A 16,391-nucleotide genomic window follows, 5' to 3' on the forward strand; every position below is an offset into this window, starting at 1 on the left:
AGCACGATCGCCTGAGGCGAGATCGAGAGGCGGCCGCCCGACCTGTCCTGACGGCCGCTGAACTCGTGCCTCGCACGCGCTGGGGAGGACTTGGGGAGATCCGGGTGAGGTGACTCCTCCGTCGGGATGTCCTGCCTCTTGGCCTGAGGATGCGAGGAGGTGGGGGGTGGGGACACGGCAAGATACCTCCAGTCCCGAGCTGGATGCCGGGGCCTGTGCGACCCACCCCCCATGGCCGCGAGTCCCTCACGATCTCCGTCCGGCCCATCCACCGCACCGTAACCCGAGCCACTGACAACCCGGCCGGTCCGTGAGCAGCCGCGATGCCGTTTCGTCACGCTGTCGGTGGCACCCGGACAGCCCTGTTCGGCGATGGTTTCGCGGAACCTCAACTCTGCCTCTGAAAGCAGCTGCTCGCCGCATGCCGCAGGTCGCGAACGGACATCATCCCGCCATGACGACGGAGAACGACGCTACCGCCAACCGCGGGCTGCCGTGGTGGGGTTGGGCCGCCGGCATCGTAGGCGCCGGAGCCTTCCTCGCCGCCCTCATCTGGGGGCCCTGGTGGATTGAAGGCAGCCGCCTGAGAGATGCCAAGGGCAACCTGGTCTCCAGTGCCGGAATCATCATCACCGGCTTCCGAACGGTGCTCGTCGCGATCGTCGCCGGCATCCTCACGGCACTCGGCCTCCGGTACACCCACCAGAACCACCAGCACACCGTCAGGAAGGACCGTGAACAAGCAGATCTCACCCGCGAGGACCAGGTGACGGGCAGGTACGTGGAGGCCGTGAAGCTGCTGGCTTCCGACAAGCTCCACGAACGGCTCGGAGGCATCTACGCACTCGAACGCATCATGAAGGACTCAGAGCGGGATCGTGGGACCGCAACCGAAGTCCTGTCGGCCTTCGCGCGAGACAAAACACCGAAGGTTCCTGACGACTCCGAAGCAGCCTTCGAACCGAGAATCCCTGCCACATCCGACCCCAGAGAGGTACACGTCACTGCCCTTCCGGCAGACGTCCGCGCCGCCCTCAACGTGGTGGGGCGAAACTGGACGACTGGCCAGGACCGAGCCGACCTACGCGGTATCGAACTGCCGTACACCAACCTGACCGAAGTCAACCTGACTGGCACGCAACTGCAAGGCGCGGTCATGCGAGGGGCCAACCTGCGCGAGGCGAAGCTGATGAACGCGCAACTGCGTCGTGCCGTCCTCGATGACACTCAGCTCAAGGAAGCCGATCTGACACTCGCCTACATGAAATGGGCCCGGCTGAGCGACGCGAACATGGAAGGTGTGAACCTCCGTTCGGCGGACCTCAGTGGAGCGCTCCTGACGAGAGCGCGACTGCGGAGAGCGCACATGGCAGGAGCGAGGCTCGACGACGCCTACCTCAGTGAAACACGTCTCGACACGGCCACGGGCCTCACGCCTGAACAAGTCTGCAAGGCACGCATCTATCACTCGACAAGGCTCCCCGAAGCAATAGCGGCCGACCCTCGCATCGTGGCTCGCATCACCGAATGCGAGATGATCCGAGACAACGGCAGGAAGCCGCCTCCACCAGCAGGCGAAGGCGTCCCGTAGAACGGCGACGCAGTGACGGCGCTGATCTCCGGGCCGGTAGCTCTATGAGTGGCCGACGGTGACGACACCCCGCTCCTGCTTCGGCAGGCGGCGAGGGGCGTTCCGCCGTTCTACGGACAGGACTCACCGAACTTGACCGCAGTGAGGGTCACCGGCTGCCCGGTCATTGCCGCACCTGCCGTCGGGGTCTGCGCGCACACCTGCCAGTTGGATTCGATCAGGACCCAACGGTCCTGCCCGCCGGCGTCCTTGACGTCGATCGACGTGGCGCCGTCGAGAGCGGCCCGCGCCGCCTTCACCGACTTTCCCTTGAAGTCCGGCATCCTTCCGCCGGCTGCGGACGGCGCCTGCTCGTCCTTCGCCGGGCAGGTCTCTTCGACCTTCACGGACCCGAAGTCGAGCGTCGTGTCGACGGGGATCGTCTTTCCTGCCTTGTAGTTCTGGCTGCACACCTTCCAGTTGCGGTCGAAGGCCTGCATGCGGCCCCTGCCGAGCGCGTCGTGCGACCTCAGCGAGTAGAAGCCCTGTTCCTGCGCCGCGTCCTGCGCGGACTGCAGGCCCATGCCCACGAAGGCGGGCACCTTCTTCCGCTCCGCCGCGGTGGGCTTGTCGTCGTTCGCCGCCGACCCCGCCACCGTCGGCACCGCCGTGCCGCTGGACTTCGTGCCGTCGGTCGGCTGGCAGGCTACGAGGCTGCCCGCCGAGACGGTGAGCAGGATGGCGCTGATGATCCTGGTACGCACAGATTCCCCCGAGTGGTCCTGGTACAGGCGGAATACGCTAGACCATACGCGGTGGGGAAGCGGACGAAGTGACTCCTTCGTGACAGTGCGATGGTGCCCGACCCGACCCGACCCGACCCGACCCGTGACGCGGCTGTGCCCCGTCCTCGGAGAGAGACGGGGCACAGGGTGGTGTCGTCTAGTCCCAACCGCCGAGCAGTCCGCTGTTCAGCTGGGCCATGCAGAGGTTGCAACTCCCCGACGCATGTCCGCTCACGTGGAGGACGGCCTCGTCAGCCGCCGGAGTGCGTCCCACGCCCGGTTCGGCAGGAAGGGAACGCGGGGTGCGCCCCTGCCGGACACGCACCCCCGATGGCGAGCGAAGGCGAGGTCAACTCACCGTGCAGGTCTCGCTTCCCGACTTGAACGACGTCGGCTTCGTGTTCGCCCCCGTCCAGCTTCCCGTGAAGCCGAAGCTCACCGATGAACCCGCCGCCACGTTGGCGTTCCAGGTGACGTTCCTCGCTGTCACCGCCGCTCCCGACTGCGTGTGGTCGGCGTTCCAGAGCTGGGTGATCTTCTGACCGTCCGGGAAGGTCCAGCCCAGGGTCCAGCCGGTCCAGGCGGCGGAGCCGGTGTTGGTGAGGGACACGTCGGCCTGGAAGCCGCCCGACCACTGGTTCGTGATCCTGTACGTCACGGTGCAGGCTCCCGTCGGTGTGGGCGTCGGATCCGTGCCGCCGCCCCCGGTGTCCGAGCTGTCGCCGTAGACGATCCCGCGCCCGTTCGTCGCGACGTACACCCGCCCGTAGATCCGCGGGTCCCCGGTGATGGCCGCGCCCGTCCAACCCCACTGGTGGGCGTCGTCGTTGATACGCGTCCAGCTCACTCCCTTGTCCGTCGAGCGGAAGATCCCGCGTACGCCCCCGATCTTCGCGCTGGTGTAGAGCGTCTGGTACGAGGCGCCGGTCGCCGCCTTGCCGAAGCCGACGGTGTCGGCCTGCTCGACGTTCGACAGCTTGGTGAAACTCGCGCCGCCGTCCGTCGAGTGCCACAGGCCGTACGCGCCGTCGCTCGCGCCGCCCGCGAGCCACACGTCGCCCTTGCTGCCGGGCAGCGCCTTGAAGCGCACGCTGTCCCCGCTGGGCAGGTTGCCGGCCGAGGACGCCGTGAAGGTCGCACCGCCGTCCGAACTGACGTAGAACTTGCCCGACTTGAAGCCGTAGAAGGTCTTCGGGTCGACCCGGTCCGACTCTACGACGGCGCCGGAGGGGATACCGCTGGACGCGGACCACGACGTACCGAACCCCGTGGTGTACTGCACCCCGGTGCCCGCCGGGCTCCACACGAAGCGGCTGCCGTCCGAGGCCGCGGCGACCGTCCCGCCGCCGGTGACCCCCGAAGGGTCGCTGCCCGCGAACCAGTTGGCGCCGTTGTCCGTCGAGAAGCCGATGTGCGGGCCGGAGTCGAGGTTGCCGACCCGGACCACCGTGTTCGGGCTGGTCTCCGCGTAGTCGAGGCTGGTCGTGGAGGTGAGGTTCGGCGAGGTGTACATCATCGACGGGACCTTGGTGAGATCCGTGTGCCGGAAGCCGCCGATGTCACCGAGCGCGCTGAGCAGCGGGGCACCCGACGGGGGAGAGGCGAGGTCGTTGACGGCCGTCTCCTCCAGGCCCTGGACCATGGGCTTGACGGTGAACTGGCCTCCGCTGTCCCAGGCGGTGAGGTTCTCGGTGCCGTAGACCGTCGCGCCCGTCCCGTACATCATCCGGGCCGAGTCGAACGGGTCGATCTCCAGCCCCTCGGTCATCCAGCCGAGTTTGGGGGTCTGCTCGGGGGGTGAGGGGTTCGCGCCGAACGTCAGCCAGGGCACGGACGAGACGTCCATCGTGTAGCGGTTCGAGCGGTTCGGGTACGACGTGTAGTCCCACGCCTTCGTCCAGGTGCCGCCGCTGTCCGTGGTCCGGAAGATCTGGGTGTCCGGCCACCAGGAGCTGTACGCCGTCGCCATCACGGTGCCGGGATGCTGCCGGTCGATGGTCAGTCCGCTGAAGCCGTAGTAGGTGTCGGCCTCCGCGACGGGGCTGATGTCCGTCCAGGTACCGGTCCGGGTCGCGTACCGCCACAACTGGCCCTTGCCGCCGTCGTACGGGCCGCCCTTGTCGCTGTAGGCGAGATACAGGTAGCCGTTCGCCGCGTCGAGGACGCCCTTGTGGGCGAGATGGCCGGTGGGCTGACCCGCGAGCCGGGACCAGGTCGCACCGCCGTCCGTCGAGCGGTAGACCGCGTTGTCCTGGTCGGCGACCCCCACATAGATCGTCTGTGTCGTGTTTCCCGCGGAGCCGGTCGACTCGTCGAAGGTGACCCAGACGATGCCCTGGTTGTCGGAGGCGTAGCCGCTGGTGTCGGTCGCGTCCTGCACGTAGTTGCCGACGTTGGGGAAGGCGGTGACCTGCGACCAGCTCGCGCCGGAGTCCGTGGACCGCCACAGGCCCTTGCCGCTGGGCGCGCCGAGATACAGCACGCTGTTCCTGTTGGGGTCGACGGCCAGCCGCTCGCCCATGCCACGTCCGGGCATGTTGCCGCCCAGCTTGAAGGGCAGGTCGGCCTTCTGCCAGCTCGCGCCCCGGTCGGCGGAGCGCAGGACGGCCCCGTCGGTCGGGTCCCAGCTGTTGGTGTAGGTGCCGACCGCCGCGTACACCTTGTCCGGGTCGACGGAGTCGGAGGCGAGGCTGACGACGCCGGTGTGGCCCCACTCGTTCCAGCCGACCGAGTCGAGCAGCGGGGTCCAGCTCTTCGTCGACTGGACCCAGCGGTAGGCGCCGCCGATGTCCGTACGGGCGTAGGCGAGATTCTTCTCGGAGCGGTTGAAGACGATGCCGGGGACGAAGCCGCCGCCGTCGACGCGGGCGTTCTTCCAGGTGTAGGTGTCGGCCGCGAAAGCTGTGGCTGTCTCCTCGGGTGAGTTCGCGGCCAGTGCGGGCGGGGTGCCGGCCAGTAGTCCGGCGGCGAGGGCGAGCACGGCCGTGAGGATGCGGGTTCTTCGCACGGTGGGGTCCTCTCCGGGAGCGATGGGGGAAGGAGGGGAGGCGAGGGGTGGGGAGGGGTGGGGTGGGGAGGGGTGGGGTGGGGAGGGGCGAGAGGGGAAAGCGAGGGGAAGGGGAAAAGCGTGATGGCCGGGCGGTCCTCAGTGCGGGTGAGGACCGCCCGGCCGGTGGCCCTGCCGTCAGGGACAGGGCCGCGTACCCGGAGCCACAGCGGGGACTATTCGAGAAGCTCCGCGTACGAGCCCATGGCGAGGGCGATGTCCGCCTGCGCCCAGAACCGGTGATAGGTGAAGGAGGGCGCGGCGCCGCCCGCCAGATAGCTCTCGATCTTCGACCAGGCCGGGTCGTTCTTGTAGAAGGACCGCAACGAGGCGAACGTCGACGAGGAGTTGACCGCGTCACCGTTCGGCATGGTGCCGGTCCAGCCGCTCGGTACGTACACGCTGTCGTCGAAGCGGTTGTAGTCGGCGCGGGTCTCGGGGACGGCTATGCCCAGACCGTCCTGGTAGTTGCTCCACATGCCGTCCAGAAGCGCCTTCGCCGTCGTCTTCGCCTGGGTGTTGCCGGACTTGGCGGCGTAGTACGACAGGGTCTTGGCGTACGCGGCGGCCACCCCGACGTCGTTCGTGTAGTCGGCGACGGTGACGTGAAGTCCGCTGTTGGCGCCGGGACTCGACGCGTTCCAGGTGTCCGGGGCACCGGACCACTGGAGTGTGGAGGGGATCTGGTAGGTGCCGTCCGGATTGATCGTGGTCTTGGACAGCGCCCATGAGACCCACTTGTCGAGGACCGCCTTGGCGCTCGCGTTCCCGGTCTGCTGGTAGTACTCGGCGACGCGCTCCATGGACCACGCCTGGAAGCCGAACCACTGGTTGGACGGCGGGTCGTGGTAGACCGGCTGCTGGTCGTAGTACATGCCGTAGAAGGTCGGCGTCCCGGTCGGAGGTGTCGCGTAGCGGCCGGCCCAGCTGTTGGTCGCGCCGCCGGCGATGGCGCCCTCGTTCGACTGGAGCCAGCGGTAGAACTCCAGTTGGCGGGTCAGCGAGGTGGCCCAGTCCGAGGCGCCCGTGGCCGACTTGGGCTTCAGGTCGGCGTTGGTGCTGAGCGCGTAGGCGGCCAGCGGGTTCTGGTAGCCGCCGTGGGTGTGGCTGGAGCCGATGCGCCAGGCCCAGCCCGCCGAGGTGTCGGTCGCGCCGCCCCAGGCGTAGTACCAGGACAGCAGATAGTGCGACGCGTCCTTGCCGGTACCCGCCGGGCACGTCGACGGACCGACGCAACTGCCTATTTTCTTGAAGTACTTGTCGTACATGGCGTAGCGGAGATAGTCGCCCATCTTCGCGGCCTTGCCGACCGTGGCCGAGACGTCAGCGCTCTTGCCCTGGGCCTTGGCCCACAGGTCGGCCCAGTACGCGGCCTGCACCGCACGCGCGTCGGCGTCCGGGGCGTCCGTGTACTTCCACTGCTTCGCGTACGAGGAGTCCCCGGTGAAGAGGTCCAAGTACCCGTTCTTGCCGCCGTACTTGAATGCGTCGCAGGTCGGCTGCGGCACGGTCTCCCACACCGATTCCTGCACACCGCGCTGGAAGGTGTTGATGTACGACGGGCCGGTGGCGGTCGGACCCGCCTCGCACTTGCCGGGCTCATTGCCGTAGCCGTAGGTGTTGTCCACGTCCTGGAGCCAGTGCATGCCGTACACGTCGTCCGTGCCGTACGCGCTCTTCAGCTCGGAGGCGATCGGGTCCGGACCGACCGAGACACCGGTGTCGAGCTTGGCCGGGTACTCGTTCGGAGTGTCCAGCTCGGGCGCGTAGGTGGCCGGCTTGGAGGCGTTGTAGTAGGAGTTCGTCGGCTGGTCGGCGTGCGTGGGGATCATGTACGTCTCCATGGTCGTCCACGCGGCGTTGAACTTCGACCAGTCGCCGGTGACCTTCCCGTACATCGCCTGGAGCCAGATCAGATAGCTGTACGCCTCCGACGTCGTCTCGTGTCCCTGGTCCGGGGCCTCGACGATCAGCGTCTCCACCGAGTGGTACGGGATGCCCTCGGGGGAGAAGTAGCCGTTCGCCGGGTTGGTGATCTTGCCGTAGAGGTCCAGGAAGCGCGCGTCGTACGCCTTCGAGGCGGCCAGTTCCGTCACGGTGACGGTGGCCTTGGCGTGCCCGGTCGCCGAGGCCGTGAAGGTCGCGGATCCCGTGCCCGAGGCATCGGCGCCGATGGTCACCGTCTGGGCGGTGTTCCAGTTGGACGGGGTGAACGTCAGGCTGGAACCGCCGGTGACGGACAGGCCGGTGTTGCCGTCGGTTCGGCTCACACCCACCGTCACGTTCGCGCTCGGCTGGGTCGAGAGCTTCACCCCGAAGGTCCCCGACTTGCCCTGCTGGACGCCGAGTTGGGTGGGCGACGCGACCACGGCGGGGCCCGAGGCGACGGTGATGCCGACCGGTGTGGAATCCGCCGACGCGCCCAGGCTGTCGTACGCCTTCGCCAGGAGCGAGTGACTGCCCACGGCCAGGCCGGAGGCCGACAGGGTGTACGGCGAGCTGGTGTCGGTGCCGAGCAGGGTCGTGTCGTCGTAGAACTCGACCTTGCCGATGGTCGCCCCGTCGGCCGCCGCCGCGGTCGCGGCCAGCGGGACCGCGTCGCCCTGGGTGTAGACGGCACCCGCGGCGGGGCTGGTCAGCACGGTGATCGGCGGCTGGTGGGCGCCGGCGCAGGTGGTGCCGTTGACCGCGTAGGAGGTGGGGGCGGTGTTGCTGCTGCTGTAGGTGAACTGCGCTCCGGCGGTCACGGCGGCTCCGGCGGCGATCGTCCCGTTCCACGCCGCGTTCTTCGCGGTGACCGTCTTGCCGGACTGGGACCAGGTCCCGTTCCAGCCGTTGGTGAGGGTCTGGTTGCCGGTGTAGTCGTACGTCAGGGTCCAGCCGTTGATGGCGTCCGTGCCCCGGTTGGTGATCGTCAGGTCCGCGGTGAAACCGGAGCCCCAGTCGTTGGTCTTGTAGTCGACGCTGCACTGAACCGTGGCCGCGTGTGCGGGAGTCGTACCGGTCGCCAGAGTCGTGAGCGGGAGGGCGAGGGCCGCCACTACGGCGGTCCACAGGCGCCGCGAGCTGCGACGACGTCTCCATCGTGGGCTGGGATGCATGGTGCTGGTTCCTCCTTGCGGCTCGGAGAATGGGGGGAGGAGCAACAAGCCTTGAACCAGTGGGAGCGCTCCCATATTGGAGATGGGGGTGTGAGGGGTCAAGGTGCTTGAAGAGTCGAAATGATTCGATTGATCAACAGTGCGACTCCTCTGTCCAAGCCCGGCACTTGGCGCTAGCTTCTTCCGCACCAGTGGGAGCGGTTCCACCAGTCGACGCGTCGATCACGGCGCGCCAGAGCTGCAAGGAGTCGCTTCATGCGTCACCCCCCGCGTTTGTCTCTTTTAGTGATCGGCGCCGCGGTCGCCCTGGTGGGCACCGCGATCGCGCCGGTCGTCACGGCTTCCGGAGCCACGCCCGCGTGCACGGTGGAGTACTCGGTCACCGGTCAGTGGGACACCGGCTTCCAGGCCGCCGTGAAAATCACCAACAACATGGCCGCACTGAGCAGTTGGAGCCTCGGCTTCGACTTCTCCGGCGGCCAGAAGGTCACCCAGGGCTGGAGCGCCAAGTGGTCCCAGTCCGGTACGACGGTGACCGCGTCCAACGAGAGCTGGAACGGCTCGCTGGGCACCGGCGCGAGCGTCAGCGCCGGGTTCCTCGCTTCCTGGTCGGGGAGCAACGCGGTGCCGACGGCCTTCAAGCTCAACGGCACCGCCTGCAATGTGGACGTCGACCCGACGCCCACGCCCACCCCGACCGACCCGCCGCCGACCGGCGGTGAGGCGCCGAAACTGCACGTCTCGGGCAACAAGCTGGTCGACTCCGCGGGAGCCACCCGCAGGATGCTCGGCGTCAACCGCTCCGGCGGCGAGTTCATGTGCGTCCAGGGCTACGGCTTCTTCGACGGTCCCGTCGACGCCGCCGCGGTCAAGGCGATCGCCGACTGGAAGGCCAACACGGTCCGCATCCCGCTCAACGAGGAGTGCTGGCTGGGCCTTTCCAACATCAAACCGGAGTACGCCGGCGCCAACTACATCGCCGCGGTCAAGGACCTGGTGGCCAAGGTCGAGGCGAACGGCATGACCCCGCTCGTCGAACTGCACTGGACCTACGGCCAGTACACCGGCAACTCGGCGGGCTGCTCCGACGTGCACGCCACCTGCCAGAAGCCGATGCCCGACGCGCAGTACACGCCGTCCTTCTGGGCCTCGGTCGCGAGCACCTTCAAGGACGACCCGGCCGTCGCGTTCGACCTGTTCAACGAGCCCTACCCGGACCGCGCGACCTCCACGACCACCCAGGCGTGGACCTGCTGGCGCGACGGCGGCACCTGCCCCGGCATCTCCTACGAGGTCGCCGGAATGCAGGACCTGGTCGACGCGGTACGCGGCACCGGCGCAAAGAACCTGATCCTGGCCGGCGGGCTCGCGTACTCCAACGACCTGAGCCAGTGGCTGACGTACCGGCCCAGTGATCCGACCGGCAATCTCGTCGCCGCGTACCACGTCTACAACTTCAACACCTGTGCGAGCGAGAGCTGCTGGAACTCGACACTCGCTCCCGTCGCCGCCCAAGTACCCCTGGTGGCAGGGGAGATCGGGGAGAACACCTGCTCCCACTCCTTCGTCGACACCGTCATGAAGTGGTTCGACGACCGGGGCCTCTCCTACCTCGGCTGGACCTGGAACACCTGGGACTGTTCCTCCGGTCCGTCGCTGATCTCGAACTACGACGGAACACCGACCGCGTACGGCATCGGGCTGCGCGACCACCTGCGCGCCCTCAACGGATAAGGAACCCGCACATGAGCCGTGCAAGAACAGCACTTCTCGGGGCACTCGCCCTGATCGCCGCGGGATCGGGAGCCGCCGCGGCGGTCCCCGCGGACGTCGACGCCGTCGCCGCCGTCCCCTGCACCGTCGACTACAAGGTGCAGAACCAGTGGGACACCGGCTTCACCGCCGCCGTCACGGTCACCAACAACGGCGCCGCCAAGTCCTCCTGGGCGGTCAAGTGGTCGTACGCCGGGAACCAGAAGGTCACCTCCGGCTGGAACGCGAAGATCAGCCAGAGCGGGACGGCCGTCACCGCGGCCAACGAGTCGTACAACGGCACGCTGGGAACCGGGAGTTCGACCAGCTTCGGCTTCAACGCCTCCTACAGCGGCACCAACGCCCTCCCTACTGCCTTCACACTCGACGGAGTGACCTGCAATGTCGACGACGGCAGCGGCGGCGGAGGCGGCACCGACCCCGACCCCTCCGGCAAGGTCGACAACCCGTACGCCGGCGCCAAGGTCTACGTGAACCCGGAATGGTCGGCGAAGGCCGCCGCCGAGACCGGGGGCAGCCGGATCTCCAACCAGCCCACCGGCGTCTGGCTCGACCGGATCGCCGCGATCAACGGCTCGTCCACCAGCATGGGTCTGCGCGCCCACCTCGACGCGGCGCTCGCCCAGAAGGGCAGCGGCGAAGAGGTCGTCCAACTCGTCGTCTACGACCTGCCCGGACGCGACTGCGCCGCCCTCGCCTCCAACGGCGAACTCGGCCCGACGGAGATCGACAAGTACAAGACGCAGTTCATCGACCCGATCGCGGCGATCCTCTCCGACAGCAAGTACGCGGCGCTGCGCATCGTCACGACCATCGAGATCGACTCGCTGCCGAACCTCGTCACCAACACCGGCAGCCGCGCCACCGCCACACCCGCGTGCGACACCATGCTCGCCAACGGCAACTACGTGAAGGGCGTCGGCTACGCGCTGGCCAAGCTCGGCGCGATCCCCAACGTCTACAACTACATCGACGCCGGTCACCACGGCTGGCTCGGCTGGGACGACAACTTCGGCCCCTCGGCGACCCTGTTCAAGCAGGCCGCCACCAGTGAGGGCGCGACGGTCGGCGACGTGCACGGGTTCATCACCAACACGGCGAACTACAGCGCCCTGAAGGAGAACAACTTCACCATCAACGACTCGGTGAACGGCACCTCCGTGCGCCAGTCCAAATGGGTCGACTGGAACCGCTACGTCGACGAGTTGTCCTACGCCCAGGCCTTCCGCAACCAGCTCGTCTCGGTCGGCTTCGACTCCGGTATCGGCATGCTGATCGACACCTCCAGGAACGGCTGGGGCGGCACGGCGCGGCCCACCGGTCCCGGCGCGACGACGAGCGTGGACACCTACGTCGACGGAGGGCGCTACGACCGTCGTATCCACATGGGCAACTGGTGCAACCAGTCGGGCGCGGGTCTCGGCGAGCGTCCGCAGTCGGCACCGGCGACCGGCATCGACGCCTATGTGTGGATGAAGCCTCCGGGCGAGTCCGACGGCTCCAGCTCGGCCATCGCGAACGACGAGGGCAAGGGCTTCGACCGGATGTGCGACCCCACGTACACGGGCAACGCACGTAACGGGAACAGCCTCTCCGGCGCGCTGGCGAACGCCCCGCTCTCCGGCCACTGGTTCTCCGCCCAGTTCCAGGAGCTCATGAAGAACGCGTACCCGGCGCTGTGACCGGCTGACCGCGAGCGGTCCGCCAGGGGTCAGTTCCCCTTCCCCAGCCCCTGGCGGATCGCGAACTCCACCGCCGAGTAGTCCCCGTCGGCCCGCTCCAGTTCACAGGGGACCGCCGGAAGCAGCGGCGGCTGCGCCATGAACCGCGGCCGGCTCCCGTGGTGCGGCTGCGCCGCGTGCACCAGGAAGGGATGGCACAGGTAGACGTCGCCGGGGCGGCCGGTGGCGTACGCGACCGGCCGGTGCGCCGACGCCTCGACCAGCCGCGGCGCGAGGTCCAGGCCCGAGACACCCTCCTCCCCGTACGGCTCCAGGAGCGGCGGCAGGTCCAGGTGCGAGCCGACCCGGATACGCGTCGGGGCGTCCTCGGGACCCACCTCGCTGAACAGGAACAGCATCAGCAGCGCGCGCCCCTTGGACCGGAGGTTGGTGTGGTACCAGGTCGCGCCCTCGGGCAGGTAGCTTCCCTCGATGTGCCAGCCCGCGTCGTCCGGCTCCTCCTCGTGCGGGAAACGCAGCGGGAAGCTGCCCAGCGAGTAGCGCGGTTCCCAGCGGCCCTCGCCGAGCAGCAGGTCGAACGCGTCGTGCAGGGCGGGCGAGTTGACGGCCGCGGCGAAGGGGCCCTGGGCCATGCCGGAGATCCAGCGCACGGGCTCGGTCCAGGTGGCGGGGTCGTCCGGCGCGCAGCCCGTCTCCTTCCACAGCAGCCGGGCGCAGTCCGCGGCGACCCGTGGCGGGAAGGCGCCCTCGATCCGCACGAAGCCGTCCTCGAGGAAACGCTCCACCATGACGTCGTCCATGGGGTCATGCTCGATGACAGGCCCCGGTGGGCGCATCCGGTTTTCCGGCGGTCCCTCTTTTGCCGTTCGAGCAACACGGCTGGCCGTTTCCGGGAGTGGCGGAGCACGCTGTCCTCATTCCGAGAGAGAGGCTTGTCCCATGGCACAGGACCACGACCGCGGCCCCCGCCCCGGCCGGGAACACCACCACGGCCCGGCGCAGGATCACGGCCACGGCCCCGCGCAGGGCCACGGGCACGATCACACCCAGATGGATTTCTCCCAGATGCTGCCCATGCTGGTGCAGGAGGCGGAGCTGTTCACCCCGGCGTACGTCGAGGCGGCCGACTGGCTGCGGGAGCAGCGGCCCGAGCCGGAGCTGATCGTGGACGCGGGCAGCGGTCCGGGCGTCATCTCCTGCCTGCTCGCCGAGAAGTTCCCCGGTGCGCGGGTCGTCGCCGTGGACGGTGCGGAGCCTCTGCTGGCGGAGGCCCGCGCCCGCGCCGAGCGGCTCGGCCTCGCCGACCGCTTCAGCACCGTCGAGGCCGAACTCTCCGACGGTATCGGTGACGTGGAGTACCCCGCCGACCTGCTGTGGGCCAGCAGGTCGCTGCACCATGTCGGCGACCAGCGGGCCGCCCTCGAGGGCTTCGTCCGGAGCCTGGCGCCCGGCGGCACCCTCGCGCTTCTCGAGGGCGGCCTGCCCACGCGGTTCCTCCCGCGCGACATCGGCATCGGCCGGCCCGGCCTCCAGGCCCGCATCGACGCGGTGCACGACGAGTGGTTCACCCGGATGCGGTCCGAGCTGCCCGGATCGGTGGAGGAGACGGAGGACTGGCCCGCCCTGCTCACCGCCGTCGGTCTGCGCCACATGGCGACCCGCACGTTCCTCCTCGACCTTCCCGCCCCGCTCTCGGACGAGGCCCGCGCCTTCGTCGTCACCGCCCTCACCCACCGGCGGAACGGCCTCGCGGAAGGACTCGACCCGGAGGACCTCGCCACCCTCGACCGGCTCCTGGACCCGGACGACAAGGCGGGCGTGCACCACCGCACGGACGTGTTCGTCCTGACGGCGATGACGGTGTACGTGGGCGTGAAGCCGGAGTAGCCGAGTGCCGCGCACGCACGGTCGGCCTTGACATCGAGCGTGCTCCAAGTGATGAACTCCCCGAGTTCGCCGTACAGTCGGCCCGCGGCCGGCCGGACACTCCTGGGGGTAGACCATGACCGATTCTCCTGTCGCGCTGATCACCGGAGGCGGAAGCGGTATCGGAGCCGCGGTCGCCCGTCGGCTGCTCGATGCCGGGCAGCGGGTGGCTGTCACCGGTCGCGGTGCGGAGCGGCTGCGTGGTTTCGCCGAGGAACTCGGCAACCCCGAGGGGCTGTTGACGGTCGTCGGCCACGCGGCCGAGTACGACCAGGTGCGGGCGGCGGTCGAGGCGACGCTCAAGGAGTTCGGCCGGCTCGACACCGTCGTCGCCAACGCCGGTTTCGCCACCCATGACACGGTCGCCGAGGGCGACCCCGCAGGCTGGTCCGAGATGGTGCTGACCAATGTGCTGGGGCCCGCGCTGCTCATCAGGGCGTCCATCGACGCGCTGAAGGAGACCCGTGGCCGCATCGTGCTCATCGGCAGTGTCGCCGGGCATGTGAACACACCCGGCAACATCTACGGCGCGACCAAGTGGGCCGTGACCGGGCTCGCCGAGAACACCAGGCGCCAGGTCACCGAGTACGGCGTGGGCGTGACCCTGATCTCGCCCGGCCGCGTGGAGACCCCGTTCTGGGACAGCTACGGCAGCCTGCCGCCGGGGCAGCTGCTGACGGCGGAGCAGCTCGCCGACTCGATCGTCTGGGCGGTCGGGCAGCCGACGGGCGTCGACGTGAACACCCTGGTCGTGCGCCCGATCGGCCAGCCCGTCTGAGCCGTGCCCGGCGGGGGGTGCCGCGCGCGCCCCCCGCCGGGCAGGTCCTCAGTTGTTCTGGATGAACTGCCTGGCCAGCGAGTCCCCGAGCGACACGGCCGCGCTGTGGCTCTCGATGGGGGACACCTGCGCGTTCTTGAACAGGATGTACGTCACGCCCGAGTCGGTCCCACCCGTCTCGGGGTCGGGGTCGATACCGAGCGCGCTCGCCGTGGCGTACGACGCCTCGCCGATGATCTGCGTCGGTCCGGTGTCGCCGACCACCGCGTACTCGACCTTGCCGTTGTAGATCACGGCGACCACGCCGCCACCCTTGATGCCCGAACTCGTGTACTTCCAGATGCTGCTGGTGCTCGGCACGACGACGTAGGGCAGCGAGTCGGCGCGCAGCGCCTTGCCGTTGGACTGGTGGAACGCGGTGTCGTCCTGGAACCAGGGGTCGGTGTCGCCGTTGCACTTGGCGGTGACCTGGCCGTCGCAGTCGATGTCCATGTCGGCCTTCCAGAACACGGCGCCGTTCTTGCCGCAGACGGGGACGGTGGCCGAAGTCTCCTCGTCGGTCCTGTACTTGCCGCTCGATATCTGCGAGCAGGACGTCACCTTGGCGAGGAGAGCGGCCGCGCTGACCGAACCCTCCTGTGCCGAGCGGGGGTTGGCGGTGGCCGAGGCGCCGGCCGCGAGCGTGGCGGTGGCGAGCAGTGCCGCGCAGGCGGCCGCGGACAGGGTCAGTGTTCGAGTGCGCACTGTGGGGGACCCTTCTGTTAGGAAACTTTCCTTACCGGGTTGGCGTACAAGGTGGCCCTGCTTGCATGACCGCGTCAAGACTTTCCGCGGAGTTGGTCCGGTCCAGGTGCGCGAAAAGGCCGCCGGCCCGGATGCGGTCAGCGCATCCGGGCCGGCGGGTGGTGCGGGCGGCTGTCGGTCAGCCGATGTCGAACGTGGCCGGATCCGGGCCCAGCCGGCGGTCCTCGTTCAGTGCCGAGATCGCCGCGATGTCCTCGGTGTCGAGGGAGAAGTCGAAGACGTCGATGTTCTCCTTGATCCGCGACGGGGTCACGGACTTCGGGATCACGACGGTGCCCAGCTGGAGGTGCCAGCGCAGGACGATCTGGGCCGGGGTGCGGCCGTGCTTCTGGGCGATGGCGACGATCGCCGGGACCTCCAGGAGGCCCTTGCCCTGGCCGAGCGGCGACCAGGCCTCGGTCGCGATGCCCTGCTCGGCGTGGTACTCACGGGCCGCGCGCTGCTGGAGGTGCGGGTGCAGCTCGATCTGGTTGACGGCCGGGATGACGGACGTCGCGTCGATCAGCTGCGCCAGGTGCTCCGGGAGGAAGTTCGAGGTGCCGATGGCCTTGGCGCGGCCGTCCGCGTAGATCTTCTCGAAGGCCTTGTACGTGTCGACGTACGTGCCCCGGGACGGCGTCGGCCAGTGGATCAGATAGAGGTCGACGTAGTCCAGGCCGAGCTTCTCCAGCGAGGTGTCGAAGGCGCGCAGCGCCGAGTCGTACCCCTGGTCGCTGTTCCAGAGCTTGGTGGTGACGAAGAGCTCCTCGCGGGCGATGCCGGAGGCGCTGATGGCCTTGCCGGTGCCTTCTTCGTTGCCGTAGATCGCCGCGGTGTCGATGCTGCGGTACCCGGACTCCAGCGCGGTGGCGACCGCTCGCTCCGCCTCGTCGTCCGGCACCTGCCAGACGCCGAAGCCCAGCTGCGGCATCTCGACGCCGTTGTTC

The 16,391-nt window shown here is 68.8% G+C and carries 11 protein-coding genes; 5 read left to right on the plus strand and 6 right to left on the minus strand.

Going from position 1 to position 16,391, the window contains the following annotated elements:
- The first annotated feature begins 454 nt into the window (after positions 1-454).
- Positions 455-1,591, plus strand: a complete 1,137-nt coding sequence (locus tag OG788_RS35335; protein ID WP_406375111.1) for a pentapeptide repeat-containing protein — start codon at positions 455-457, stop codon at positions 1,589-1,591.
- Positions 1,592-1,701: 110 nt separating this feature from the next.
- On the opposite strand, the gene OG788_RS35340 is transcribed toward OG788_RS35335, so the two are convergent.
- The 3 genes from OG788_RS35340 to OG788_RS35350 all read right to left on the minus strand — a co-directional run bounded on the left by OG788_RS35340 (position 1,702) and on the right by OG788_RS35350 (position 8,502).
- The gene (locus OG788_RS35340; protein ID WP_406375112.1) at positions 1,702-2,334 is read right to left on the minus strand and encodes a hypothetical protein; all 633 of its coding nucleotides are present in this window, start codon (positions 2,332-2,334) and stop codon (positions 1,702-1,704) included.
- A 370-nt stretch (positions 2,335-2,704) separates the two neighbouring features.
- Positions 2,705-5,362, minus strand: a complete 2,658-nt coding sequence (locus OG788_RS35345) for a cellulose binding domain-containing protein (RefSeq protein WP_406375114.1) — start codon at positions 5,360-5,362, stop codon at positions 2,705-2,707.
- A gap of 215 nt (positions 5,363-5,577) precedes the next feature.
- On the minus strand, positions 5,578-8,502 hold the full coding sequence (locus OG788_RS35350; RefSeq protein WP_406375116.1) for a glycoside hydrolase family 48 protein: 2,925 nt from the start codon (positions 8,500-8,502) through the stop codon (positions 5,578-5,580).
- Between the two features lie 255 nt (positions 8,503-8,757).
- Between OG788_RS35350 and OG788_RS35355 the strand changes: the two genes are divergently transcribed.
- The gene (locus OG788_RS35355) at positions 8,758-10,236 is read left to right on the plus strand and encodes a cellulase family glycosylhydrolase (protein ID WP_406375117.1); all 1,479 of its coding nucleotides are present in this window, start codon (positions 8,758-8,760) and stop codon (positions 10,234-10,236) included.
- 11 nt (positions 10,237-10,247) lie between these two features.
- Positions 10,248-11,957 (plus strand): glycoside hydrolase family 6 protein, encoded by a 1,710-nt coding sequence (locus tag OG788_RS35360; protein WP_406375118.1) that lies wholly within the window; start codon positions 10,248-10,250, stop codon positions 11,955-11,957.
- A gap of 29 nt (positions 11,958-11,986) precedes the next feature.
- Here OG788_RS35360 and OG788_RS35365 read toward each other — a convergent pair whose 3' ends face one another.
- Positions 11,987-12,757: a phytanoyl-CoA dioxygenase family protein gene (locus OG788_RS35365; RefSeq protein WP_406375119.1), complete on the minus strand. Its 771-nt coding sequence runs from the start codon at positions 12,755-12,757 to the stop codon at positions 11,987-11,989.
- A 139-nt stretch (positions 12,758-12,896) separates the two neighbouring features.
- On the opposite strand from OG788_RS35365, the gene OG788_RS35370 reads away from it, so the two are divergent.
- Together OG788_RS35370 and OG788_RS35375 are read left to right on the plus strand one after the other, a co-directional pair.
- Positions 12,897-13,844 carry a class I SAM-dependent methyltransferase gene (locus tag OG788_RS35370; protein WP_406375120.1) on the plus strand — a complete coding sequence of 316 codons (948 nt, stop codon included), beginning with the start codon at positions 12,897-12,899 and terminating at the stop codon, positions 13,842-13,844.
- A 115-nt stretch (positions 13,845-13,959) separates the two neighbouring features.
- Positions 13,960-14,661, plus strand: coding sequence for an SDR family oxidoreductase (locus tag OG788_RS35375; protein ID WP_351544186.1), 702 nt, complete (start codon positions 13,960-13,962; stop codon positions 14,659-14,661).
- A 48-nt stretch (positions 14,662-14,709) separates the two neighbouring features.
- Here the strand turns inward: OG788_RS35375 and OG788_RS35380 are convergent, their stop codons facing one another.
- Positions 14,710-15,405 (minus strand): glycoside hydrolase family 75 protein, encoded by a 696-nt coding sequence (locus OG788_RS35380; RefSeq protein WP_406375121.1) that lies wholly within the window; start codon positions 15,403-15,405, stop codon positions 14,710-14,712.
- Between the two features lie 178 nt (positions 15,406-15,583).
- A complete protein-coding gene (locus OG788_RS35385; protein ID WP_406376932.1) occupies positions 15,584-16,375 on the minus strand; it encodes an aldo/keto reductase in 792 nt (263 codons plus the stop codon).
- Positions 16,376-16,391 lie beyond the last annotated feature (16 nt).

It is taken from the genome of Streptomyces sp. NBC_00647, from assembly GCF_045207245.1.
In the GTDB taxonomy this organism is placed as follows: domain Bacteria; phylum Actinomycetota; class Actinomycetes; order Streptomycetales; family Streptomycetaceae; genus Streptomyces.